General features: G+C 67.8%; 23 protein-coding genes and 1 tRNA gene. 16 read left to right on the top strand and 8 right to left on the bottom strand.

Annotation, left to right across the window (positions count from 1 at the left end):
- The first annotated feature begins 86 nt into the window (after nt 1–86).
- The gene (locus GGQ62_RS00385) at nt 87–821 is read left to right on the top strand and encodes a class I SAM-dependent methyltransferase (RefSeq protein WP_152579032.1); all 735 of its coding nucleotides are present in this window, start codon (nt 87–89) and stop codon (nt 819–821) included.
- A gap of 9 nt (nt 822–830) precedes the next feature.
- Here the strand turns inward: GGQ62_RS00385 and GGQ62_RS00380 are convergent, their stop codons facing one another.
- Nucleotides 831–2,357, bottom strand: a complete 1,527-nt coding sequence (locus GGQ62_RS00380) for an acyl-CoA carboxylase subunit beta (RefSeq protein WP_152579033.1) — start codon at nt 2,355–2,357, stop codon at nt 831–833.
- A gap of 247 nt (nt 2,358–2,604) precedes the next feature.
- Between GGQ62_RS00380 and GGQ62_RS00375 the strand changes: the two genes are divergently transcribed.
- Nucleotides 2,605–3,225: a DVUA0089 family protein gene (locus GGQ62_RS00375; RefSeq protein WP_243446311.1), complete on the top strand. Its 621-nt coding sequence runs from the start codon at nt 2,605–2,607 to the stop codon at nt 3,223–3,225.
- A 48-nt stretch (nt 3,226–3,273) separates the two neighbouring features.
- Here GGQ62_RS00375 and GGQ62_RS00370 read toward each other — a convergent pair whose 3' ends face one another.
- The 4 genes from GGQ62_RS00370 to GGQ62_RS00355 are packed head-to-tail and all read right to left on the bottom strand — an operon-like array spanning nt 3,274 to nt 5,444.
- Nucleotides 3,274–3,960 carry an ATP12 family chaperone protein gene (locus GGQ62_RS00370; RefSeq protein ID WP_152579034.1) on the bottom strand — a complete coding sequence of 229 codons (687 nt, stop codon included), beginning with the start codon at nt 3,958–3,960 and terminating at the stop codon, nt 3,274–3,276.
- Nucleotides 3,957–4,196: a hypothetical protein gene (locus GGQ62_RS00365; protein ID WP_152579035.1), complete on the bottom strand. Its 240-nt coding sequence runs from the start codon at nt 4,194–4,196 to the stop codon at nt 3,957–3,959. Before GGQ62_RS00365 ends, GGQ62_RS00370 begins: the two co-directional genes overlap by 4 nt.
- Complete coding sequence (locus GGQ62_RS00360; RefSeq protein WP_152579036.1) at nt 4,189–4,845, bottom strand: HAD-IA family hydrolase; 657 nt, start codon at nt 4,843–4,845, stop codon at nt 4,189–4,191. The genes GGQ62_RS00365 and GGQ62_RS00360 overlap by 8 nt, the downstream gene beginning before the upstream one ends.
- Nucleotides 4,839–5,444, bottom strand: coding sequence for an FMN-binding negative transcriptional regulator (locus GGQ62_RS00355; RefSeq protein ID WP_153401491.1), 606 nt, complete (start codon nt 5,442–5,444; stop codon nt 4,839–4,841). The genes GGQ62_RS00360 and GGQ62_RS00355 overlap by 7 nt, the downstream gene beginning before the upstream one ends.
- A gap of 76 nt (nt 5,445–5,520) precedes the next feature.
- Between GGQ62_RS00355 and GGQ62_RS00350 the strand changes: the two genes are divergently transcribed.
- Nucleotides 5,521–6,630: an MBL fold metallo-hydrolase gene (locus tag GGQ62_RS00350; protein WP_243446312.1), complete on the top strand. Its 1,110-nt coding sequence runs from the start codon at nt 5,521–5,523 to the stop codon at nt 6,628–6,630.
- Here the strand turns inward: GGQ62_RS00350 and GGQ62_RS16515 are convergent.
- On the bottom strand, nt 6,627–7,712 hold the full coding sequence (locus GGQ62_RS16515) for a bifunctional transcriptional activator/DNA repair enzyme AdaA (protein ID WP_207791804.1): 1,086 nt from the start codon (nt 7,710–7,712) through the stop codon (nt 6,627–6,629). The genes GGQ62_RS00350 and GGQ62_RS16515 overlap by 4 nt on opposite strands.
- A gap of 51 nt (nt 7,713–7,763) precedes the next feature.
- Complete coding sequence (locus tag GGQ62_RS00335) at nt 7,764–9,065, bottom strand: FAD-dependent oxidoreductase (RefSeq protein WP_152579037.1); 1,302 nt, start codon at nt 9,063–9,065, stop codon at nt 7,764–7,766.
- 157 nt (nt 9,066–9,222) lie between these two features.
- On the opposite strand from GGQ62_RS00335, the gene lepA reads away from it, so the two are divergent.
- From lepA to recJ, 6 genes are all read left to right on the top strand, one after another.
- A complete protein-coding gene (gene lepA / locus GGQ62_RS00330; RefSeq protein ID WP_152579038.1) occupies nt 9,223–11,031 on the top strand; it encodes a translation elongation factor 4 in 1,809 nt (602 codons plus the stop codon).
- Nucleotides 11,032–11,122: 91 nt separating this feature from the next.
- Nucleotides 11,123–11,806 (top strand): response regulator transcription factor, encoded by a 684-nt coding sequence (locus tag GGQ62_RS00325; protein WP_152579039.1) that lies wholly within the window; start codon nt 11,123–11,125, stop codon nt 11,804–11,806.
- Nucleotides 11,807–11,840: 34 nt separating this feature from the next.
- On the top strand, nt 11,841–13,214 hold the full coding sequence (locus GGQ62_RS00320; RefSeq protein ID WP_167649411.1) for a sensor histidine kinase: 1,374 nt from the start codon (nt 11,841–11,843) through the stop codon (nt 13,212–13,214).
- Between the two features lie 69 nt (nt 13,215–13,283).
- Nucleotides 13,284–14,576 (top strand): homoserine dehydrogenase, encoded by a 1,293-nt coding sequence (locus GGQ62_RS00315; RefSeq protein WP_152579041.1) that lies wholly within the window; start codon nt 13,284–13,286, stop codon nt 14,574–14,576.
- Between the two features lie 64 nt (nt 14,577–14,640).
- On the top strand, nt 14,641–15,639 hold the full coding sequence (gene glpX, locus GGQ62_RS00310) for a class II fructose-bisphosphatase (protein WP_152579042.1): 999 nt from the start codon (nt 14,641–14,643) through the stop codon (nt 15,637–15,639).
- An 84-nt stretch (nt 15,640–15,723) separates the two neighbouring features.
- On the top strand, nt 15,724–17,499 hold the full coding sequence (gene recJ / locus GGQ62_RS00305) for a single-stranded-DNA-specific exonuclease RecJ (RefSeq protein ID WP_167649410.1): 1,776 nt from the start codon (nt 15,724–15,726) through the stop codon (nt 17,497–17,499).
- 20 nt (nt 17,500–17,519) lie between these two features.
- Here recJ and GGQ62_RS00300 read toward each other — a convergent pair whose 3' ends face one another.
- Nucleotides 17,520–17,912: a hypothetical protein gene (locus GGQ62_RS00300; protein WP_153401493.1), complete on the bottom strand. Its 393-nt coding sequence runs from the start codon at nt 17,910–17,912 to the stop codon at nt 17,520–17,522.
- A gap of 252 nt (nt 17,913–18,164) precedes the next feature.
- Here GGQ62_RS00300 and GGQ62_RS00295 point away from each other — a divergent pair.
- The 7 genes from GGQ62_RS00295 (at nt 18,165) to GGQ62_RS00265 (ending at nt 24,652) form a co-directional block, all read left to right on the top strand.
- Nucleotides 18,165–18,240, top strand: a tRNA-Glu gene (locus GGQ62_RS00295).
- 123 nt (nt 18,241–18,363) lie between these two features.
- The gene (phhA, locus tag GGQ62_RS00290) at nt 18,364–19,206 is read left to right on the top strand and encodes a phenylalanine 4-monooxygenase (RefSeq protein WP_152579045.1); all 843 of its coding nucleotides are present in this window, start codon (nt 18,364–18,366) and stop codon (nt 19,204–19,206) included.
- A complete protein-coding gene (locus GGQ62_RS00285; protein ID WP_152579046.1) occupies nt 19,203–20,687 on the top strand; it encodes an AMP-binding protein in 1,485 nt (494 codons plus the stop codon). The genes phhA and GGQ62_RS00285 overlap by 4 nt, the downstream gene beginning before the upstream one ends.
- Nucleotides 20,688–20,758: 71 nt before the next feature.
- Nucleotides 20,759–21,454 carry a response regulator transcription factor gene (locus tag GGQ62_RS00280; RefSeq protein WP_152579047.1) on the top strand — a complete coding sequence of 232 codons (696 nt, stop codon included), beginning with the start codon at nt 20,759–20,761 and terminating at the stop codon, nt 21,452–21,454.
- Complete coding sequence (locus GGQ62_RS00275) at nt 21,447–22,724, top strand: HAMP domain-containing sensor histidine kinase (RefSeq protein ID WP_152579048.1); 1,278 nt, start codon at nt 21,447–21,449, stop codon at nt 22,722–22,724. The genes GGQ62_RS00280 and GGQ62_RS00275 overlap by 8 nt, the downstream gene beginning before the upstream one ends.
- A 74-nt stretch (nt 22,725–22,798) precedes the next feature.
- Nucleotides 22,799–23,530 carry a cytochrome b/b6 domain-containing protein gene (locus GGQ62_RS00270; RefSeq protein WP_152579049.1) on the top strand — a complete coding sequence of 244 codons (732 nt, stop codon included), beginning with the start codon at nt 22,799–22,801 and terminating at the stop codon, nt 23,528–23,530.
- A gap of 66 nt (nt 23,531–23,596) precedes the next feature.
- On the top strand, nt 23,597–24,652 hold the full coding sequence (locus tag GGQ62_RS00265) for an efflux RND transporter periplasmic adaptor subunit (RefSeq protein ID WP_152579050.1): 1,056 nt from the start codon (nt 23,597–23,599) through the stop codon (nt 24,650–24,652).
- Nucleotides 24,653–24,654 lie beyond the last annotated feature (2 nt).

The raw sequence follows: 24,654 nt of genomic DNA, 5'->3' as shown, positions 1-24,654 counted from the left end.
TCGGCACTTGCGCGCCGGCGTCGCAGCGTCGTACATTTTTTGGTAAGGTTCAGGCGGGGGCGGCCATGGGATATCTACGTTCTTTCGTGCGCGATTCCATTCGGGCCAACCCGGCCGTGCCGCGCATGGTGTGGGAGGCGGTTTATCCGCTGTTCCACCAGGACCGGCGCTGGTCCGGCAGCGAATATTCGGATCGCAAAAGCGCCTTTTCCACGATCTACAGGGACAATCGCTGGGGGTCGCGCGAATCGGTCAGCGGTCGCGGCAGCACCCTCGACAACACCGGCAGCGTGCGGACCGAACTGCCCAAGCTGCTGGAAGCGCTCGACGTCGAAACCTTTCTCGATGCGCCCTGCGGCGACTTCAACTGGGCCCGGCATCTGCGGCTGCCCGAGCGCACCCGATATATCGGCGGCGATATCGTCGAGGCGCTGGTCGCCGACCTGCAGGACAAATACAGCGATGCGCGCCACCGCTTCATCAACATCGACATCGTCGACGGGCCGTTGCCGCAGGCCGATCTCTGGTTGTGCCGGCACGTGCTCTTTCACCTGTCGAACGCCGACATCCGCGCGACGCTGCGCAATTTCGCCGCGTCGTCGATCGAATGGCTCGTCACCGAATCGCTGTTCACCGGCACCACCAACGCCGACATCACTTCGGGTGGCTTCCGCCTCATCAACCTGCTGGCACCGCCCTTCGGGTTGCCGAAGCCGGTCGACAGCTTCGCCGACTATTATCCGCCCAACGCCCCCGTCCACCTGTGCCGCTGGTCGCGGGCGCAGGTGGCAGACGCGGCACGCCGCTGGCCGGCCGACTGAGGCGCCACCTCAAAGCGGGATATTGTCGTGCTTCTTCCAGGGGTTCTCCAGGCGTTTGTTGCGCAGCTTGCGCAGCCCCACGGCGATGCGCTTGCGTGTTGCGTGCGGCATGATGACCTCGTCGATGAAGCCTTTCGACGCCGCCACGAACGGGTTGGCGAAACGTGCTTCATATTCCGCCGTCCGCGCCGCGATTTCCTCCGCCGATCGCCCGCGGAAGATGATCTCCACCGCCCCCTTGGCGCCCATCACGGCGATTTCCGCCGTCGGCCAGGCATAGTTCAGGTCGCCGCGCAGGTGCTTTGACGCCATCACGTCATAGGCGCCGCCATAGGCCTTGCGGGTGATGACGGTGATCTTGGGCACCGTCGCTTCGGCATAGGCGAACAACAGCTTGGCACCATGCTTGATGATGCCGCTATGTTCCTGCGCCACCCCGGGAAGAAAGCCCGGCACATCGACAAAGGTCACGATCGGGATGCTGAAGGCATCGCAGAAGCGCACGAATCGCGCTGCCTTTTTCGACGAATTGATGTCGAGGCACCCGGCGAGCACCAACGGCTGGTTGGCGACAATGCCGACCGTATGGCCTTCGATGCGCGCGAAGCCGATGATGATGTTGCCGGCATGGGCCGGTTGCAGCTCAAAGAATTCGCCTTCGTCGGCAACCTTTCGGATCAGTTCGTGCATGTCATAGGGCTTGCTGGCGCTGGGCGGCACCAGCGTATCGAGGCTCGGCTCGCTGCGCATCGGATCGTCGGCGGATGGGCGGAACGGCGCGCCGTCGCGGTTGTTGAGCGGCAGATAGTCGAAGAACGTCCGGGTGCGCAGCAGCGCGTCGACATCGTCCTCCATCGCCACATCGGCGACCCCCGACTTCGTCGTATGGGTGATGGCGCCGCCCAGATCCTCCTGGGTAACGATCTCGTTGGTCACCGTCTTGACCACATCGGGTCCGGTGACGAACATGTAGCTGGAATCCTTCACCATGAAAATGAAGTCGGTCATCGCCGGCGAATAGACGGCGCCGCCGGCGCACGGCCCCATGATCAGGCTGAGTTGGGGCACAACGCCGCTCGCCAGCACATTGCGCTGGAACACCTCGGCATAGCCGCCCAGCGATGCCACGCCCTCCTGGATGCGCGCCCCGCCCGAATCATTGAGGCCGATCACCGGCGCCCCGACCTTCATCGCCATATCCATGATCTTGCAGATCTTCTGGGCGTGACGTTCGGACAATGAGCCGCCGAACACGGTGAAGTCCTGCGAGAACACAAAGACCAGCCGACCGTTGATCGTGCCGGAGCCGGTGACGACGCCATCGCCGGGGAAGGTCTGTTCGGCCATGCCGAAGTCGACACAATTATGCTCGACATACATGTCGAGCTCCTCGAACGAGCCCGGATCGAGCAGGATGTCGAGCCGCTCGCGCGCCGTCAGCCGGCCCTTCGCATGCTGGGCCGCGACGCGCTTCGGCCCGCCGCCAGCATGCGCCGCGTCGCGGCGCCGCTCCAGGTCTTCCAAGGTCTTCAACATGCCAATGGCTTCCCCATGCCCGTCTCTGCATCCGACGATAGCCGCCCAGGGCGGGTTTATCGCTGGCCGGATTGATAGGTGGCGCTCGCGGGGGTGGCGAGATTTTTTTTGCAGGCCCGACTTTCGATAGTGGACACTTCGTTCATATGAATGGATATTCATCCCATAGTGCGCCGCAGAGTGCACGGGTTTCCGACGCCACAGTGTTTCGTCCATCAGGCTTCGTGTCTACCAAGGGGAAATTTTCATGTTGCGATCCATGTTGCTCGGCGCTGCCGCAGTCCTTGTTTCCACTGCCGCCAACGCCGCCGACTTCTCGTTCACCGGCGCCTTGCCCAATCCGGGCACGGTCCAGTTCTTCGACTTTGCCGTCGGCGCGCCGTCGAATGTGACGCTGCGGACGTGGAGCTATGCCGGTGGAGTCAACGCGGCCGGCCAGACGATCGCGCGCGGCGGCTTCGATCCCATCCTGGCGCTGTTCGACCTGTCGTCGGGCGTCCGTATAAACGAGAACGACGATGGCGGCTGCGGCCTTGTCGCCGCCGACGCCGTATCCGGCCAATGCTGGGACACGTTCCTGACGTCGTCATTGGGCGCCGGCAACTATCGGGTCTCGGTCCAGGTCTATCCCAATTTCGCACCGGACAATCTGTCGGGCACCTTCGCCGGCGCTACGACGTTCGACGATGTCTCGGGCACGCCCAACAACCCGCGCAGCAACCAATGGGCGTTTGACATCCTGGGTGTCGAATCGGCCAGCCAGGGCGTCGTCCCCGAACCCGCCAGCTGGGCCATGCTGATCGCAGGCTTCGGGCTGACCGGCGCCGCCATGCGCCGCCGCCGCACCGTCACGGCTGTTTCGGCCTAGCGCGATTTCGACCAAGTCGGGTCGACACCGCCGCGATCGAAGGCAGCGCTAAAGCAACTGCAGCATCGCCACCGCTGCGCCAAGGTCGGCCTGCCGCTCGGCATGGCCGGCCTCGGCCAGCGGGTCCTTGCCCCATTGTTCGGCCTGCCACAGCTCGTCGAGGTGGCCGACCGCCCAGGCTGTTGCGGCATCCATCGCCCCTTCGGCCACCGCCAGGCCGATGATTGCCGACCCCGATATCGTCACTACGGGGTTCAGCGCCGCCAGCCGGAACGCGTCCAGCGCCCGAAAGGCCGCCTGCACCCGTAACAGGGTCGCCGGCGGCTGCGGACGGTGGATGACACCTTCGATAAGGGCGAAATCGACATCGTAACGTCGCCGTGCCCAGTCCAGCCACGGATCCCACGCCGCCGCTTGCGCCGCGACCAGCGGCGCCGGATGCGCGGCGCGATAGGTCAGCAGTTCATTTTCCGCGAACCGCGCCAGACCGTCGGCAAAACCCTCCACATCGGGCGCGACGCGGTCGATCGCGGCATTGGCAAGGCCGGTCAACGGCATCGTCCGCGGCTGGATCTCGGTTACCTGCGCGTTCCACTCCACTGCGATCGCCGCCGCCAGCGCGCGCCCCGGCACCGCCAGCGCCGCCCGCGCCGGTGTCCGCAGCGGCTTGCCATCCAGCGCCACGCCGAATGGCCCGTCGCCGGTCACCGCCGCGGCCGTGTAAAAACGCTTCACGGCCGCCGCGACCCCTTGGTCAGCCCGATCATCCGCGGCCGGATGAACATCGTCGCCGCACCGACCGCCATCAGCGGCAGCCCCACCGCCGCATGGCCGCCGCGCACCAGGAAGACGCCGCCGAACAGCGCCGCCAGTCCGGCAAGTTTCATCGCGACGTACAAAAGATAGCGCCGCCGCGCTTCGGCCACGGGCATGATGACAACCGGCTCAGCCGGGGTTTCGCGTCTATCCATCGATCAATCCTCGCAACGCCCCCGTGTCCGCCGCGACGCCGATGGCACCGGCATCGATCAATTCCGCTGCCTCGTGATACCCCCAATCGACGCCGATGGCGCGCACCCCGGCCTTGGCGCCCATCGCCATGTCGTACACCGTATCGCCGATGATGACGGCCTGGTGCGGCGTCGCCCCGGCCTCCGCCAATGCCGCGCGCAGCATCGCCGGATGCGGTTTCGACGGATGCCGATCCGCCGTCTGCAGCGTCACGAAATGCCCGGACAGCCCGTGGTGCGCCAACGCCAACGCCAACCCGCGGTCCGACTTTCCGGTCGCCACGCCGAGCAGCCAGCCATCGTCGCGCAGCGCATCGAGCAGGTCCGCCACCCCGTCGTACAAGGGTTCGGGGTCGAGCGAACGGTCGGCGCGCAGCCGCTGGAATGCGCCCTTATAGTCCTGCGCCAGCCGGACGTGCAGCGCGGGCTCCGCTTCGGGAAGCAGCACCTGCATCGATTCAACCAGGCTCAGCCCGACCACCCGGCGGATATCATGGTCCGCCGGTGCCGGCAGCCCGGCGCGCGCAAAGCTCTGCCCCATGGCGCGCAGGATATTGACCTGGCTGTCGATCAGCGTGCCGTCGCAATCGAACACCGCCAGCTTTACCATCCCCGCCTCCGCTTTACCGCCGCCGCACCGTCATCGTCGCCGATCGTCGCCAAGGCTGCCATTACCGCCCGCGCATCGGCCTCGCTGCGATTCTGGCTGGCCTTGTCGGTGGAGCGCAGCGCGGTCGGCACCAGCTCATAAGCGGTGATCGCCCGCATCATCGCGTCGCGCCGGCCGGGGTCCATCTTCGCCATGGTCCAATCCTGCCCGACCCGCGGTTCGAATGTCGCCGCCGACAGGTCGAGCAGGTCGCGCAGTGCGTCCCACCCGAGCGCCGTCACACGACCTTCGATTTCCACCGTGCGGTAATTCCATGTCGGCAAATTGTTTGCCGGATCCGCATACCAGTTGGGGCTGATGTAACTGCCCGGCCCGCCGACACTCGCCACGGCCACGGCGCCGTCCAGATGCCTTGCCAGCGCATTGCCATTGCTCAGATGAAACCGCAGCACGCCGGAGGGCACCACCAGCAGCGGCACATGCGCCACCCGCGGGCCATCGGGCGTCATCGCGAACAGATGCGCAAAGCCGACATCGGCCACAAAGGCCAGCGCCTCCCTGTCGGCGGGGAATCGAAAGACGGCGTTGGGGTGCACCATCCTCCTATCCCTGCCCGGCGACGCTTCGGCAAGACTGCTAGTCGACGCGGCGGCGTCGCAGCCGTAAGCCGATCCGATGTCCGACATGTCGCTTTCAGAGGCTCCGGCGTTGCCGTTCCAGCGCATCGCCGCAAGTTCGGCCGAGCCGCGCACCCCGCAGGACCTGCGCGACCTGCACTATCCGTTCGGTCGCTGGGTGCCCGACCATGGCACGTTGTTCGAAGTCGCGCCCGGCATTCACTGGACGCGCATGGGGCTGCCGTTCGGGCTCGACCACATCAACCTCTGGGTGCTCGACGCCGGGGACGGCTGGGCGATCGTCGATACCGGCGTCAACCTGCCGGCGAGCAAGCGGGCGTGGGAACGGCTGTTCGCCGGGCCATTGGCGGGCAAGCCCGTCACAAGGGTCATCGTCACCCATTACCATCCGGACCATCTGGGCCTGGCCGGCTGGCTGTGCGCGCTCTGGAACGTGCCGCTGGAGATCGCCCGGACAGAATATCTGCTGGCGCGCTCGCTGATCCTCGATGTGCGCGATGCGCCGCCACCCGAGGCGGTCGATTTTTCCATTCGTGCCGGCTGGCCCGACACGGCGGTCACCGAGATGCGGCAAAAACCCTGGGGCAATTTCCACAAGATCATCAGCCCGCTGCCGGCGGGCTTCAAGCGCATCAAGGACGGCGACGTGCTGACCATCGGCGCCCGGCAATGGCGCGTCGTCACCGGTCGCGGCCATGCACCGGAACACAGCTGCCTGGTCAGCGACGACGTCATGATCGCCGGTGACCAGGTGCTGCCGCGGATCACCAGCAATGTCTCGGTCTATCCCACCGAACCCTTTGCCGACCCGCTCGCCGACTGGCTGGAAAGCATCGAGACGCTGCGTGCCATCGACCCCGGCATCCTCGTCCTGCCGGCGCACAACGAGCCCTTCACCGGCCTCCACACCCGCCTCGACCAGCTGCGCGCCGACCATGTTGACAAGCTGGCCAAGCTGCTCGCCTTCTGCGCCGAACCGCGCACCGCCGTCGACAGCTTCGCGACCCTGTTCCGCAAGCCGATCGGCGAAAGCGATTACGGCATCGCCACCGGCGAGGCGGTCGCCCACCTCCACTGGCTGGAAGAACGCGGCCAGCTGCGCCGGATCACCGACGCCCTCGGCGTGGACCGCTTCGTCGCGATCTAGTCGCGCAACGCCCCCTCGTGCGCCAGCAGCCAGCGCTTGCGTTCCATCCCGCCGGCATAACCCGTCAACGCCCCCGACGCGCCGATGACCCTGTGGCACGGCACGACGATCCCGATGGGGTTGAGGCCGTTGGCCAGCCCCACGGCCCGCGCCGCCCCGGGCCGGCCGATCGCCGCCGCCAGCGCGCCATAGCCGCATGTGGTCCCGGCCGGGATCGTCCGCAGCGCCGCCCAGACCCGGCGCTGGAAATCGCTTCCCGCGGTCGCCACCGGCAGCCCGTCGAGCGCCCGCGCGTCACCCCCGAAATACCCGTCGAGCGCCCCCGCAATGCCCGCCGGCACCCCGGCTTCGACCAGTGTGAACACGCCATAATGCCGCGCCAGCAGCCGCTGCATCCGCTCGGCATAGTCCTGGAAGTCGAGCGCCCGCAGCACGCCATCGGCGTCGGACACGATCAGCAGTTCGCCCAGCGGCGAGGCCTGGCGTGACAAGGTCAGTTGCATCACCTTCGCTCCCATCATCCGTTTGCGCCGCGCCGCCGGGGTTTCGCCATGGACGGCGGCAAAGACTTCGTTAAACCGCCGCACGCTGCCGAACCCGGCGGCCAGCGCCACCTGCGCCATCGGCAAGGTGCCGGCGTCGATCAGCACCACGGCTGCCGCCAGCCGCCTGGCCTGCGCAACCGCCACCGGCGACACGCCGACATGCCGTGCGAACAGCCGCCGCACCTGCCGCGCGCCGACTCCGATCCGGTCACCCAGCGCCTCCACGGGCACTGCATCATCGAGCGCGCCGGCATCGATCAGCCCCAGCGCCCGTGTCACGCTGGCGGCGCTGCCCGCCCAGGCCGGCGACCCCGGCGCTGCCTCGGGCCGACAGCGCTTGCACGCCCGGAACCCGGCCGCGACCGCGGCCGCCGCGTCGGCATGGAAGGTGCAGTTCCTGCGCAGCGGCGTCCGCGCCGGGCACACCGGCCGGCAGAAGATGCCCGTCGATGTCACCCCGACGAAGAACACCCCGTCGAACGCCCGGTCACGCCGCTGCATGGCGGCGTAGCATGTGTCGGGATCGGGTAGCATCATGCCGACGGTGTAGCGCCGGTGTGCACCCAAGTCTGGCGGTTTTCGGACTCCCTAGCCCAGCAAACCGAGCATGTCCGCCACCCGCACCAGCTTCTCGCGCGGCGCGCCGGGTCGCGCCTGGCCGATTTCGTGCGCGTCGATCACCTGCCAATGGTCGAAATGCGTCGCCCGCACGCCGCGGCTATTCAACAGCGCATCGAGCGCCGCCGGCGCATCGCCGCCCTTGCCGACAACGCCATCGGCGACGATTGCTTCGACCACCGAAAAACCATCGGGCCGGTTGGTGCCGATCGTTCCCGACGGGCCGCGCCGCGCCCAGCCGCTGACATACAGACCCTGGAACACCCGTCCGGCGTCATCGCTGTCGAACCGCCCGTTGGCGGCGTCGTAGGGCACGCCTTCGATCGTCGCGGTGCGATAGCCGATGCAGGCGACGACCAGCCCGCACGGGATCGCATGGAGCTCGCCGGTGCCGACGGCCTGGCCATTCTCCAGCATCGTCGTCTCGACGATCAGCCGTTCCGCCTTGCCATTGCCCTCGACCGCCACCGGCCGGCGGAAGAATTCGAAATTGATCGTCACCGGCTTGGCCGTATCGGTCGTTTCGGCAAAGCTGCGCAGATGGGTGACCATCTTGCGATGGCCGGGATCGAGCGCCGCATCGTCCGCCAGCGGCGGCAGGTCGCCGGCGCGCAGCACCGGGCGCGCGCGCTCCAGATGGCCCAGCTCGCCGGCTTCCTTGGTGGTGAAGCTCGCCTGGTGCGGCCCGCGCCGGCCGACGATGTGGATGTCGCGCACCGCCGACTGGCGCAGCGCGTCGATGGCATGGCCGGCAATGTCCGATACCGCCAGCTCGTCGGGGGTCTTGGCGAGGATGCGGGCGCAGTCGATCGCGACATTGCCGTTGCCGATGATCGCCGCGCCATGGTGCGACAGCGGCACCTGCAGATCGGCAAAATCCGGATGGCCATTGTACCAGCCGACAAAGGCGGCGCTGCCGAGCACGCCGGGCAGATCGTCGCCCGGAATGCCGATCGGCTTGTCGTGCGGCGCGCCGACCGACAGCACCACGGCGTCATAGATGTTCAGCAGCTCAGCGACGGTCACATCGCTGCCCACCGACACATTGCCGACGAAACGCACACCGGCGCCGAGGTTGGTCGCCTCATAACGCTTGGTCACCGCCTTGATCGACTGGTGATCGGGCGCGACCCCGGCGCGGATCAGGCCATAAGGGGTCGGCAACCGGTCGATGATGTCGATGCGGGCAGCGCCGCCCCAATGCTTGAGGGCAGCTTCGGCGGTGTAATAGCCGGCGGGACCGGCGCCGATGATGGCGATGTTGAGCGACAATGCGGCCTCCTGATGCGTTGCCGCCGCGATAGAAGCCACCCCCCGCCCGGGTCAAGCAAGCTGGCCTGTCAGATGCCCAAGCCCGGCCTCGCCGGCCGATCGACCGGCACCAACGCCGCATTGCTCTGTGCGCCTCCTCTGCTACACGGACGACACAATGACCGCAGACATCTCCCTCATCCGCAACTTCTCGATCATCGCGCATATCGATCACGGGAAATCGACCCTTGCCGACCGGCTGATCCAGACCACCGGCGGGCTGACGGCGCGCGAAATGTCCGAGCAGGTGCTCGACAACATGGACATCGAAAAGGAACGCGGCATCACCATCAAGGCGCAGACGGTGCGCCTCGATTATCCAGCCAAGGACGGCAAGCGCTACATCCTCAACCTGATGGACACGCCCGGCCATGTCGACTTCGCCTATGAGGTTTCGCGCAGCCTTGCCGCCTGCGAAGGCGCGCTGCTGGTGGTGGACGCGGCGCAGGGCGTCGAGGCCCAGACCCTTGCCAACGTCTACCAATCGATCGAGCACGACCATGTCATCGTGCCCGTCATCAACAAGGTCGACCTGCCCGCCGCCGAACCTGAACGCGTCAAGAAGCAGATCGAGGATGTCATCGGCCTCAGCACCGACAATGCCGTCCTGACCAGCGCCAAATCCGGCATCGGCATCGAGGACCTGCTCGAAGCGATCGTCACCGAGATTCCGGCACCCAAGGGCAATCCCGACGCCCCGCTGAAATGCATGCTGGTGGACAGCTGGTACGACCCCTATCTCGGCGTCGTCATCCTCGTCCGCGTCATCGACGGCATTCTCAAAAAGGGCCAGCAGATCACCATGATGGCGGCCGGCACCACCCATCTGGTGGACCGCGTCGGTTGCTTCCGCCCCAAGATCGAAGTGCTCGACGCGCTCGGCCCGGGTGAAATCGGGTTCATCACCGCACAGATCAAAGAAGTCGCCCAGACCAATGTCGGCGACACCATCACCGATGCCCGCCGCCCGACCGCCGAGGCCCTGCCCGGCTTCAAGACCGTCCAGCCGGTGGTGTTCTGCGGCCTGTTCCCGATCGATGCCGCCGATTTCGAGAAGCTGCGTGATTCGCTCGGCAAGCTCCGCCTCAACGACGCCAGCTTCTCGTTCGAGACCGAAAGCAGTGCAGCGCTCGGCTTCGGCTTTCGCTGTGGTTTCCTGGGGCTTCTGCACCTCGAAATCATCCAGGAACGGCTGACCCGCGAATATGACCTCGACCTCATCACCACCGCGCCATCGGTGGTCTATGAGATCCATATGCGCGACGGCACGATCAAGGAGCTCCACAACCCCGCCGACATGCCCGACCCCTCGTCGATCGAATTCATGGAAGAGCCGTGGATCGAAGCGACGATCTTCGTCCCCGACGAATATCTCGGCTCGCTGTTGAAGCTCTGCCAGGATCGGCGCGGCATCCAGAAGAACCTGACCTATGTGGGCGGCCGGGCCCAGATCACCTATGAACTGCCGCTCAATGAAGTCGTCTTCGATTTCTACGATCGGCTTAAGTCGATCTCGCGCGGCTATGCCAGCTTCGACTACCACCAGATCGGCCACCGCGAAGGCGACCTCGTCAAGATGTCGATCATGGTCAACGCCGAACCCGTCGACGCGCTGTCGATGATCGTCCACCGCGGCGCCGCCGAAGCCCGCGGTCGCCACATGTGCGAGCGGATGAAGGACCTCATCCCCCGCCATTTGTTCAAGATCCCCATCCAGGCGGCGATCGGCGGCAAGGTCATCGCGCGCGAAACCATCGCCGCGATGCGCAAGGACGTGACCGCGAAATGCTATGGCGGCGACGCCAGCCGCAAGCGCAAGCTGCTCGACAAGCAGAAGGAGGGCAAGAAGCGCATGCGGCAATACGGCAATGTCGACATTCCGCAGGAAGCCTTTATCGCCGCGCTCAGGATGGGCGACGAAAAATAGGCACGTGCACGGCAGCTGACCGGCACATGAAGCTTTTGCCCGGAATGACGAAACCATTACGTTGCCTGCCGAAACCGCATATCATGGCGCCATGACTAGGATCCTGTGCGTCGAAGACGATCCCATGACCGCCGAATACATCGCCAGGGGCCTTGGCGATGCTGGCTTCGAAGTCGATATCGCCGATGATGGCAACAGCGGCCTCGCCCGCGCCAGCGACGGCCATTACGACGCCATCGTGCTTGATCGGATGCTGCCCGGGCTCGACGGCCTGGCGATCGTCACGGCGCTGCGCTCGGGCGGCGTCACCACGCCGGTGGTGATGCTGTCGGCGCTGGCCAGTCTCGATGAGCGCGTCCGCGGCCTGCGCGCCGGATCGGACGATTACCTCACCAAGCCCTTTGCGCTCACCGAGCTGCTGGCGCGTATCGAGGCGGTGCGCCGGCGTGGCACCCCCCAGGCCGAGGCACCGCCGACCAGGCTCAGCTTCGACGATCTGGAAGTCGATCTGCTGACCCGCCGCGTCACCCGCGCCGGCCGCCGAATCGAGCTGCAGCCGCGCGAGTTCAGCCTGCTCGAATTCCTGCTCCGCCACCAGGGCCAGGTCGTCACCCGCACGATGTTGCTGGAACGCGTCTGGGATTACCATTTCGACCCGGGCACCAACGTCATCGATGTCCATGTCAGCCGGCTGCGCAAGAAGCTCGACGATGGCAGCCAGCGGTCGTTGCTCCACACGGTGCGCGGCGCCGGATACCGGCTCGGCGCGCACTGATTTGCCGGCCGCGAACGGCCCTGGCTGGCAAGCGATGGTCCCCGCGCGGTGGCGAACCACCACCGCGCGCATCACCCTGATCGTCTTTGCAGCGCTCATCGCCACCAGCGCGTTGCTGCTCGGCTTCATTGGGCGGGTGACGCAGGACCAGCTTTATGCCGATGTCCGCGCCGCCGTCGCCGCCGATGCGGCGCTGCTGGTGGAAAACATCCGCCGCGACGGCCCGCGGCGCGCGGCGCGCGACATCACCGAAGACCTGCGCCTGCCCGGCCCGACCGCCGTCCTGCTGCTCGCCCCCGACGGACACCGTCTTGCCGGCAATGTCACGGAATGGCCCGCCGGCCTGCCGGTCGGCAGGCGCTTCGCCAGCGCCGAACTACACCGCGCCGACCATGGCCGCGCCGAAAGCTTCGGTGTGTCCACCCCGACGCTCGATGGCGGCTATCGGCTGCTTGTCGGGCGCAGCCTCGAAACCGAACAACGGCTCACCGACACGCTCAAAAGCAGCCTTTTTGCCGCCATTTTCCTGGCGCTGGTGCTCGCTGCACTGACCAGCCTCATCCTGGCGCGGATCATTTCCGCCCGTGTCCAGAACATCGCCGATGTCGCCGCTGCCGTCGCGGCCGGCGACCTGTCGCGCCGCGTCGACGAACCGCCCGCGCCCGGCGGCGACGCCTTCGATTCGATGGCCCGCGCGCTCAATGCCATGCTGGCGCGCATCGAAATCCTGCTCGGCGAAATCCGCATGGTCACCGATGGCCTGGCGCATGATCTGCGGTCGCCGCTGACGCGGATGAAGGCACGGATCGATCGCCTCGCCCGCACGGCGGACGCCGGCGAGCCTGCCGACGACATCCTTGCCATCGGCGCGGAAGCCGATGCCCTGCTCACCATGCTCGAAAATGCGCTCGAGATCAGCCGCGTCGAAGCCGGCATCGGGCGCGAGGCGTTCGTGCCATTCGATGTCGCGGCGCTGGCACGCGACCTTGCCGACATGTACGAGCCGCTCGCCGAAGAAACCGGCGTTTGCCTGACCGCTGCCGCCGATCTGCCGCTCCCGGTCATGGCGCATCGCAACCTGCTCAGCCGCGCGCTCGCCAATCTTATCGACAATGCCCTGCGCTATGGTGCCGGCGGCGGCATCATCACCGTGACGGCAGAGCGCACCGCCGCCGGCGCCCGGCTCAGCGTCGCCGATCGCGGGCCCGGCATCGCGTCCGCCAACCATGGCATCGCGCTGCGCCGGTTCGGGCGCATCGATGCCGCACGGCGTGCCGGCGGCGCCGGGCTCGGCCTCTCGCTTGCCGCCGCCATCGCCCGCCTGCACGGCGGCACGCTCACCCTCGCCGACAACGCCCCGGGGCTGCGTGTCGACATCGACCTGCCGCATATATCGGAGGCCGGCTGAGCGGCGATCGCTTGCGCTTTTGGCGGCGCCCCGCAAAGACACGCGCAGTGCAACCAGCCGGAGTCGTCCATGCCGCACCCGCTTCGTATCGGCCTCGCCGGCCTCGGCAATGTCGGCGCCGGCGTCGTTCGCCTGCTCGCCGACAATGCTGATCTCGTCGCCCGCCGTGCCGACCGGCCGGTCGTGGTCACGGCCGTGTCGGCGCGCGACCGCAATCGCAACCGCAACCTCGATCTCGCACCCTACGCCTGGGTCGATGACGCGACCGAACTCGCCGGCCGCGACGATGTCGATGTGGTCGTCGAACTGATCGGTGGTTCCGACGGCCCGGCACTCACGCTGGCGCGGCGCAGCATCGATGCCGGCAAGGCGCTGGTCACCGCCAACAAGGCGATGCTTGCCCATCATGGCCTCGATCTCGCCGCCCGCGCCGAAGCGCGCGGCACGGCACTGCGCTACGAAGCCGCCGTGGCGGGTGGCATCCCGATCATCAAGGCCTTGGGCGAAGGCATGGCCGCCAACCGCATCGACCGTGTCTATGGCCTGCTCAACGGCACCTGCAACTATATCCTGACGCGCATGGAATCGGAACGCCTGGCCTTTGCCACCGTTCTTGCCGAAGCCCAGGCGGCAGGCTTTGCCGAGGCGGACCCCAGCTTCGACATCGATGGCATCGACACCGCCCACAAGCTTGCCATCCTCGCTGCGCTGGCATTCGGGTCGCGCATCGATTTCGGCAGCGTCGCCACCCAGGGCATCCGCGCGATCGAACTCGCCGACCTCGACCAGGCCGCGGCGCTGGGCTTTCGCATCAAGCTCGTCGGCCTTGCCGAAAACCTCGATGGCACCCTGTTCCAGCGTGTCCACCCGGCGCTGGTGCCGCTCGATCACCCGCTCGCGGCTGCCTCGGGCGCGCTCAATGCCGTGGCGGCAGAAGGCGATTTTGTCGGCCGGCTGTTCTTCCAGGGCCGCGGCGCCGGCGAAGGCCCCACGGCCAGCGCCGTCGTCGCCGACCTTGTCGATATCGCCCGGGGCGTGACCACCCATCCCTTCGGCATGCCCGTCGCCGCTCTCACCGCGCTGCCCACCGCCGATCCCGCCAGCCGACGCGGTCGCTATTACCTCCGCCTCACCGTCGCCGATCGCCCCGGCGTGCTCGCGGAGCTGACAGCGGCGCTGCGCGATCATGGCGTGTCGATCGAAAGCCTGGTGCAACGCGGCCAGTCGGCAAGCGGCGACGCCATGGTGGTGATGATCACCCATGTCAGCGCCGAAGTCGCCGTGCTCGCCAGCCTGGCGCAGATGCAGGGCAGCGACGCCGTTACCGGTGCGCCGGTGATGATGCACATCCTCGATTTTTGACGCGCAATCTTCCCTCCCCAGCGCAAACCCCCTACACCCGGCGCAAATCGCCGCAGGAGCCATGATGACCACCAGCCCGACCTCGACACTCGACCGCGTGCTTGTCCTCGAAATGGTTCGTGTCACGGAAAACGCCGCCATCGCCTGCGCGCGGCTGATCGGCCGCGGCGATGAAAAGGCCGCCGACGCCGCCGCTGTCGAAGCCATGCGCGACGCTCTCAACGAACTCGATTTCGACGGCACCGTCGTCATTGGCGAAGGCGAACGCGACGAAGCGCCGATGCTGTTCATCGGGGAAAAGGTCGGTCGCGGCCAGAAACTCAACGGTGTCGGCACCGGTCCCAAGATCGATATCGCGCTCGATCCGCTCGAAGGCACGACGATCACCGCCAAGGCCGGCCCCAACGCCCTCGCCGTGCTGGCGATCGCGGAGGAAGGCGGCCTGCTCAACGCGCCCGACGTCTATATGGACAAGATCGCAGTCGGGCCCGGCTATCCCGCCGGCGTCATCGACCTGCGCAAGTCCGCAACCCAGAATGTCGCCGCCGTGGCCGCTGCCAAGGGTGTCGCGCCGGCCGACCTCATCGTCTGCGTGCTCGATCGTCCGCGCCACGAAGCGCTGATCGCCGAACTGCGTGCCATCGGCTGCGGGATCATGCTGATCCCCGATGGCGATGTCGCCGGCGTCATCGCCACCTCCAACCCCGATACCGGGATCGACATGTACATCGGCAGCGGCGGCGCCCCCGAAGGCGTGCTCGCGGCGGCCGCATTGCGCTGCGTCGGTGGCCAGTTGCAGGGCAAGCTGATCTTCCGCAACGACGATGAACGCGGCCGCGCCCGCCGCTGGGGCATCACCGATCTCGATCGCATCTACGACCTGACCGACCTTGCGAAGGGCGATGTCATCTTCGCCGCCACCGGCGTCACCGATGGTTCGCTGTTGAAGGGCGTCAAGCGCCGTCGCGACGGCGTCGTCACCACCCAGTCGGTGGTCATGCGCGCGTCGTCGGGCACCGTCCGCTGGGTCAGCGGTGAACATCGCGATCACAAGAGCGCCTAGAAGCGCTCGGCCGGCTGTCGCAGGACCGGGGCCGTTCGCCAGAGCGCGCTTGCGCGGCAAGCCGTCGGGACTAAACACCCTCCCATGACGGCTGTGTTCAACACCACCACCTCCATCCTGGGCCAACCCTGGCGCTGGCGCGGCGGCATCATGCCCGGGACCGATCTCGATGGCCGCGGCGCCGACGCGCTTCTCCACCATCTGTTTCACGCCCGTGGCGCCAGTCCCGACGATTTCGCCCGGCTGAAGGTGCCGACGCTGCGCGAATGGCTGCCCGACCCAGCGATCTTCCGGGACATGGAAGCCGCCGCGACGCGCCTCGCCGATGCTATCGCCGCCGGTGAATCGATCGTCGTCTTCGGCGACTACGACGTCGATGGCGCCACGTCGGCGGCCGTCCTCATCCGTTACCTCCGCCAGGTCGGCGCCACCGTCGGCCATTACATCCCCGACCGGCTGCTCGAAGGCTATGGCCCATCCGCCGATGCACTGGTGGCGCTGAAGGCCGCCGGCGCCGATCTCGTCGTCACCGTCGATTGCGGCACCCAGGGGTTCGACGCGCTCGCCGCCGCACGCGCCGCGTCGCTCGATGTCATCGTCGTCGATCATCACCAGGCCGCAACGGCACTCCCCGACAGCCTGGCATTGGTCAACCCCAACCGACTCGACGAATGTCCGCAGGCCGCGGCCCATGGCCATCTCGCGGCCGTCGGGGTCGCCTTCCTGCTCGTGGTCGCGCTCAACCGCTGCCTGCGCCTGCGCGGCGCCTTTTCGGCGGTGCCCGAGCCGCAGCTGACGGCGCTGCTCGACCTTGTCGCGCTGGGCACCGTTGCCGATGTCGTGCCGCTGACCGGCCTTAACCGCGCCTTCGTCACCCAGGGGCTGAAGGTCATGCGCGCCCGCCGCAACCCGGGACTTACCGCGCTTATCGACGCCGCCGGGCTGACCAAACCGCCCGTGGCCCGCGATCTCGGCTTTGCCCTCGGCCCGCGGGTCAATGCCGGCGGCCGGGTCGGCAAGTCCGACCTCGGCGTCCGCCTGCTGACCACCGACGACCCGGCCGAAGCCCAGGCGCTGGCGCAGGAACTCGACCGCCTCAACATCGACCGCCGCACGATCGAGGCCGAGGTGACCGAAGCGGCGCTGGCATTGGCCGGCACCGCTGCCAACAGCGCCATCGCCGTCATCGCCGGTGCCGGCTGGCACCCGGGCGTCATCGGCATCGTCGCGTCACGGCTGAAGGAGCGCCTGCACCGCCCCGCCATCGTCATTGCCCTGCAGTACGATGGCGCCGGCACCATGATCGGCAAGGGCTCCGGCCGGTCGGTGCCGGGCGTCGATCTGGGCGCTGCCGTGCTTGCCGCGCGCGACCACGGCCTGCTCATCGCCGGCGGCGGCCACGCCATGGCGGCGGGGCTGACGGTCGCGGCCGAAAAGGTCGATGCCCTCGCCGCGTTTCTCAACGAGCGACTGTCGGGCGCGGTCGACCGCGCCAGCGGCGTCCGCGGGCTCGATTGCGATGCGGCGGTTGCGCCCCGTGGGGTCAACCTCGGGCTGGTCGAAACACTCGACTGCGCCGGCCCCTATGGCCAGGGCTGGTCACAGCCGCGTGTCGCGTCGGGGCCGTGGACGCTGATCGACTGCCGCATCGTCGGAGAGCATCACGTCAAGCTGATATTGTCCGGGGTCGATGGCGCCCGCTGCAAGGCGATCGCCTTTCGCCACGCCGATACCGCGCTGGGCGCCGCATTGATGGGCGCGCGCGGCAAGCAATTCTACCTCGCCGGCCGTATCAAGCGCGATGACTGGAAGGGCGAACCAAGCGCCGAGATCGAAATCGACGACATGGCCTGGGCTTGAATAGCCGACGCCGGCCTTGCTCAGGCCAGCGCGCGCCGACGCCAGCGCATCGATCCTCCGACGACGCCAACGCCGGTGACCATCATCGCCCAGGTGGCAACTTCCGGCGCCGGGCTGGTGATCGGCGCGGATGGCAGCGCGCTACCACCGGGCCCGCCACCGCCGATGCCGCCCGCCAAGCCACCGCCGCCGGGCAACGGCAGCCCGCCGCCGAGCCCGACGCCGCCACCCGGATTCGCGCGGTCGATCAGCGACGCACTGCTGTCGAACGCCGAAAAGCCGGCGCCGCCCGCGCCGAGCCCGGCAACCGTCGGCGGGCAAGCGATCGATGCCCCGGCAATGGCAGCGGCCGGCGCAATGACCTGATGCACCGCCGGCCGCGGCTTGATCGCCGCGCGAACACGGTGCGCCACCGGCACCAGGGCGGCGCCGGTCGATCCCGCACAAACACACATCAACAATTTTGCAGCAGCTGGTGACACGTTCTTTTACTCTTAATGATTACTAACAAACAATTACGATATACGTCTTTACGACATAGTAAGGATTTCAGCAACATTGTTTTTCGCGATGCATTGCCAGCGCCGGGGAACGCGGGTCGGCACGCAGGATGGCGGAAAGGCTTGACGCCGTTCCTTTCGCACTTTAGCAGCCCCTCTCCGACCGGTCCCTTCGTCTAGCGGTCTAGGACGTCGCCCTTTCACGGCGAAAACACGGGTTCGATTCCCGTAGGGATCACCACATTGATTTTGTGGACTTTTTGGCAGGCCTGGCGCTTCGGCGCGGCACGGTCGCCCATCGCGGCTTCGGACTTTGCGCAGACTTTGATAGGCTGTTGCGCGCAGACTATGCGATAGACGCGCCATGGACAGCGTGACGGACGATTTCATCATTCCGCAGGACTGGTCGAGCTACAGCGCGGTCGATCATGCCACCTGGGACAGGCTGTTCGCACGCCAGCAGGCGATGCTCCCCGGGCGTGTCGTGCCGGCCTTTCTGAAGGGTCTCGACGTGCTGCGCCTGTCGAAGCCCGGCATTCCCGACTTTGCCGAACTGTCCGACCGGCTGATGCACGCCACCGGCTGGCAGGTCGTCGCCGTGCCGGGCCTGGTGCCCGACGACGTGTTCTACGAGCATCTCGCCAACCGCCGCTTCGTTGCGGGCCGCACCATCCGCCGGCCCGACCAGCTCGATTATCTCGAAGAGCCCGACGTCTTCCACGATGTCTTCGGCCATGTGCCGCTGCTCACCGACCCGGTGTTCGCCGACTATATGCAGGCCTATGGCGAAGGCGGGCGCCGCGCCGCGTCGCTCGGCGCCATCGACAAGCTGGCGCGGCTCTACTGGTACACGGTCGAATTCGGCCTGATCCGGGATGGCGACGCGACCCGGATCTTCGGCGCCGGCATCGTTTCCTCACGCTCCGAATCGGTCTTCGCGCTCGACGACCCGTCGCCGAATCGCATTGCCTTCGATCTGAAGCGCGTCATGCGCACCCGCTATCGCATCGACGACTATCAGCAGACCTATTTCGTCATCGACAGTTTCGACGACCTGCTGCGCCAGACGCTCGATGCCGATTTCGGGCCGATCTATGCCGAACTCGACGCCGCCGAAGACCTCGACGTCGATCGGATCCTGCCCGGCGACCGCCTGCTGACCCGCGGAACGCAGCGCCATGCCCGCGCCCGGACCGCCCGGCAATGACCGCCGGATTTTATCATCGGCTCGACGCCAGCCTGCGCGGCAATGCCGATCGCACGCTGCTGACCTTCGGTGACGCCGCGCTGACCGGCGCCGAACTGGTCGACGCTGTCGCCCGCCGCGCTGCCGTGCTCGTCGCAGCCGGTGTCGCCCCCGGTGACCGCGTCATGGTCCAGGCCGAAAAATCGCTCGAACTGGTTCTGCTCTACCTTGCCACCCTGCGCATCGGCGGAGTCTATGTGCCGCTCAACACCGGCTATCGCGCAGCAGAAATCGCCTATTTCATCGGCGACGCCGCGCCGCGCCTGCTGGTCTGCGACCCTGCCGACGCCGCGGCCCATGGCGCACAGGTCTCCGCCGCCGGCGGAATCCTGATGACGCTCGACGGCGGCGGGCGCGGCAGCTTCGCCGACGCCGTGACCGCCGACCGCGCGCCCGCAGCCGCCCGCAACGCCGATGACCTTGCCGCCATCGTCTACACGTCGGGCACCACCGGCCGGTCGAAGGGCGCCATGATCACGCATGGCAATCTCCTCGCCAATGCCCATGCGCTCATCGCCACCTGGCAGATCACCGACGACGATACGTTGCTCCACGCCTTGCCGCTCTACCATATCCATGGCCTCTTCATCGCGCTCAACACGCTTCTGCTCGCCGGCGGCCGCGTCGACATGCTCGCCGGCTTCGACGTCGACCGGGTGCTTGGCCGGCTCGGCACCGCCACGCTGTTCATGGGTGTCCCCACCTATTACACGCGCCTGCTCGCCGACCCGCGGCTGACTCCGGCGCTGGCGGCGCCCGTCCGGCTGTTCATCTGTGGATCGGCACCGCTGACACCACAGATTTTCGAGACGTTCGAAGCCCGCACCGGCCACGCGATCGTCGAACGCTACGGCATGTCGGAATGCGGCATCATCTGTTCCAACCCCGTCGATGGCCCGCGGATTGCCGGCTCGGTCGGTCGGCCGCTTCCCGGCACGGACGTGCGCATCGCCGACGGCGCCGATACGGGCGTGCTCGAAGTGCGGGGGCCCAGCGTCTTTGCCGGCTATTGGCGCCAGCCCGAAAAGACCGCCGCCGAATTCCGCGACGATGGCTTTTTCACCACCGGCGACATCGCCACCATCGATGCCGACGGCAGCGTCCGCATCGTCGGGCGCGAGAAGGACATGATCATCTGCGGCGGCCTCAACGTCTATCCCAAGGAGATCGAGGAGCGGATCGACGCACTGCCAGGCGTCGCCGAAGCGGCCGTCATCGGCGTGCCCCACCCCGATTTTGGTGAGGCGGTCTGCGCCGTCGTCCGCCCCACCGGCGATATTCCCCTCGCGCCCGATGCCATTGTCGCGGCCTTGCGCGGCGACCTTGCCGGCTTCAAGCTGCCCAAGGCGGTGTTCATCGTCGACGAGTTGCCGCGCAACGCCATGGCCAAGGTGCAGAAGGCCGTACTGCGCGCGCGATATGCTGGTCATTTCACCGGCTGAACGAGCGGCCGTCAGCGCTGCGTCAGCTTTTGCCGTCAAATAAGCATAACTGCGACAACGGAACCCGGTTCATGCGTCTCCTGCTGGTCGAAGACAATGCTCGGCTCGCCGCACTGGTCCGCGATGGCCTGTCGGCGCAGGGCTTTGTCGTCGATTGGGCGGCCAGCCTGGCAGGCGCCGAGGCTGCGCTCGCCGGCAGCACCTATGACCTGCTGCTGCTCGATCTCGGGCTGCCGGATGGCGATGGGCTCGCGCTCCTGCGCAGCGTCCGGCAGCGGCGTGACCGGACCCCGATTCTGGTGCTGACGGCGCGCGGCGGGCTCGACGACCGGGTCTGCGGGCTCGATGCCGGCGCCGACGATTATCTTGTCAAGCCGTTCCAGATCCCCGAACTCGCGGCCCGCTGCCGCGCGCTGCTGCGTCGCCCCGGCGCCGTGCTCGGCACCAGCCTCGGGTGTGGCAATGTCGCGCTCGACACCGCGACGCGCGCCGTCACCGTGGCGGGAGCGCCGGTCGATGCGTCCCCCCGCGAGGTCGGGGTGCTCGAGGCGCTGCTGCGGCGCAGCGGGCATGTCGTGGCCAAGGCGGCGCTGGAAAATGCGCTCTACACGCTCGATGCCGATGTCACGGCCAATGCGCTCGAAGCCGCGGTCTCGCGGTTGCGCAAGCGCCTCGCCGCCGGCGATGCCGATGTCACCATCCGCACCGTCCACGGCGTTGGCTACGCCCTGCTGGCACCCGCCGCCGCCGATCGCGCCCATGCCTGAACATTCGGGTTCCGGTCCCTCGCTGTTTCGCCAGATCGCGCGGCGGCTGGTGGTGTTCACCCTCATCTTTGCCTTGCTCGATATCTTCATCGTTATCGCCACCTACGCCCGCCACCCCGAATCGTTGACGCAGGAACTGCTGACGCTGGAGGCGGAGCGCATCGCGCCGCTCGCCGACCCGGCGAGCGCTGATCCGGCGCCCGGCACGCGCAACTGGTCGGCGCGCCTCGTCGGACCACGAGCCGACGGCGATGCGACGCTGATCGACTGGACCCGGCGCGACCGCATCGATGGCGGCTACCGGATCAGCGGCATGCGGCCGGTCGGCGATGATACGGCGTCGCACTGGCTGCTGATCCGCTTCGATACCGTCGGAATGCGTCCCTTTGTTCCGGTCATCCTCGACGAGCTGGTCGAACATGTCGCGCTGCCGCTGGTGCCGCTGTCGGCGCTGCTGCTGCTGTTCAACGTCATTTCGGTCCGCCGCGTGCTGGCGCCGCTGCAACGCGCCGAAGCCGAGGTCGATAGCCTGGCGCCCGACAATATGGCGATGCGGCTGACGGTGCCGGGGGAGCCGCGCGAGGTCGATACGCTGGTGCGCGCCGTCAACCGGGCGCTGGCGCGGCTCGAAACCGCAATCGTCACGCTGCGCGATTTTACCGCCAATGCGGCCCATGAACTGCGCACGCCGCTGGCGATCATGCAATTGTCGCTCGAACGCCTGCCCGATGGCGCCATAAAGGCCGATCTCCAGGCCGATACCGACCAGATGACCCGGCTGGTCGGCCAGATGCTCGATCTGGCGCAAGCCGATGCGCTGGTGGTGGCCGACCCTGTCCCCGTCGATCTCGCCGCGCTGGGCCGCGCCGTGGTGACCCAGCTTTCGCCCGGTGCCTTTGCGGCCGGCCGCGAACTGCGCTTTGTCGATCAAGGCGGCGCCATCATCCAGGGCCATGCCGAAGCGATTTTCCGCCTTTATCGCAACCTTGTCGACAACGCCCTCGCGCATGCCCCGGGGACCACGCCGATCGACGTCACCGCCGGTCCCGGGCCGCAGATGAGCGTTCGCGACCACGGCCCCGGCATCGCCGCCGCCGATCTGCCGCATCTGTTCGAGCGCTTCTGGCGCAAGGATCGCAGCGGCACGGGCGGCGCCGGGCTCGGCCTCGGCATCGTGCGCCGCCTGGTCGATGCCCATGGCGGCAGCATCACCGTTGAAAGCCCGGCGGGCGGCGGCGCATTGTTCCGCGTGCGTTTTCCAGCCGCCTGAGCCGCCACCGTCAGCGCGCTGTCAGGACCTGCCGCTATCAAGGGCAGCACCGGATCGGTCGAAGGAGACCCCCAATGCCCGACATCGCACTCCCGATCACCCCGACGGCCCCCGGCCGAAAGGGTCACGCCAACGCCGCCGTCAAGGTCTGGGACCTGCCGACGCGGCTGTTCCACTGGTTGCTCGCCGCAACCGTCCTGCTCGCCTTTGTTTCGGCCGAGGAAGGCACGGGCCTGGCGCCATGGCATGTGGCCGCCGGCTGGGTCGCCGCGATCCTCATCGGCTTTCGCATGATCTGGGGCTTCATCGGCGGCCAGCATGCGCGGTTCAGGAATTTCATCCGCCCCGGCGCGGTCGGCGACCATGTGGCAGGGCTGCTGCATGGCCGGGTCGAACCGTCGCTCGGCCACAATCCCCTCGGTGGCCTCGCCACGCTCGTGCTGCTTGCCACCGTCACCGCGGTCGTCTGGAGCGGCGCGAGCCTGATCGGCGGTACCGGCAGCGAGGATCTGCATGAAGGGCTTGCCGGCGGCCTGCTGGCGCTCGTCGGCCTGCATGTCGCCGCAGTGGTCGTCATGTCGGTGCTGTCGCGCGAAAATCTGGTCCGCGCCATGGTGACCGGGGTCAAGCCGCGGGCCCGCCATCCCGGCGCCGTGGATGCAGCACCGGCCGCAGGCCTGGCAGCGCCCGCCGCCGCCCTGGCCATCATCGCCGGCGCCTATGCGGTGCAGCAGGTCGACAGCGGCGCCTTCGTTCCGGGCAGCCACGCCGAAGCGGGCGAAACCGAAGACGCCGACCACGACTGACCGACACGATCGCCCGGCCCGGCTGCGGCTATCCTTTTCCAAAGCGTCCGCTATCGATGAGATGACATGACAGTTTCCGCCTATCTTTTCCTCGCCTTGGCACTTGTTCCCGCCGCTGCCGCTGTCGCCGCCCCGGTGCTGACCGTCAGCGCGGCGCAGCAGCGCCAGCTCGGCATCCGCACCATCGTCGTCCAGCCCGCCGGCGCGGCGCCGATCGCGACGTTGCCGGCGACAATCGCGCCGCCGCCCGGCGCACGCGTCGCCGTTTCGGCCCCCTTTCCCGGTGTCATCCGCCAGAGTTTCGCAGTCTCGGGCCAAGCCGTGCGCAAGGGCGAGGCGCTGGCATCGGTGTTCAGCCGCGAAGTCCTCGAAATGGGGGCCGAGCTGACCCGCGCCCGCGCCCGTGGCGGCGTGGCAAAATCCGCTGCGGCCCGGACCGATCAATTGGTTCGCGAAGGCATCGCCGCCGGCGCCCGCGCCGAGGAAGCACGCGCCGCGCTGAAGGAAGCCGACGCCGATGTGTCGTCGCGCAGCCGTCTGCTGGGGCTCGCCAACGCCGATCCGGCCACCGGCCTCTATGTGCTGCGCGCGCCCATCGCCGGCCGGGTCAGCAGCACCACCGTCCAGATCGGCAGCGCCATCGACGGCATGGCGGCGCCGTTCATCATCGACGCCGCCCGCCGCTATGCGGTGGAGGCGCAACTGCCCGAACGGCTGGTCGGCCAGGTCCGGGTCGGGGATCGCATCGGCCTGGCCGGCGGCGTCACCGGCACCGTCACCTCGGTGGGTGTCACCATCGATCCGCAGACGCGGTCGGCGCTGCTCAAGGCCAGCGTGCCCGCGGCACCGGGGCTGGTCACCGGGCGCAGCATCAGCGTCGCGCTGTTCGGCCCGGCAGTTGCCGGCGCCGTCACCATCCCGGCCAGCGCCATTGCCCGTATCGGCGGGCGGACCATCGTGTTCACGCAAGCCGCCAACGGCTTCGCGATCCGCCCGGTGACGCTGGTATCCGCCGGCGGCACCAGTGCCGTCGTCACCGGACTGCCGGCCGGCGCGCGCGTCGTGACTTCAGGCGTCAGCGAACTCAAGGCCATGGGCCTCGCCGCGCCGGCGGGGAACTGACG

Source organism: Polymorphobacter fuscus (assembly GCF_011927825.1).
GTDB lineage: Bacteria > Pseudomonadota > Alphaproteobacteria > Sphingomonadales > Sphingomonadaceae > Sandarakinorhabdus > Sandarakinorhabdus fusca.
This window is presented reverse-complemented; position numbering and strand designations above follow the sequence as displayed.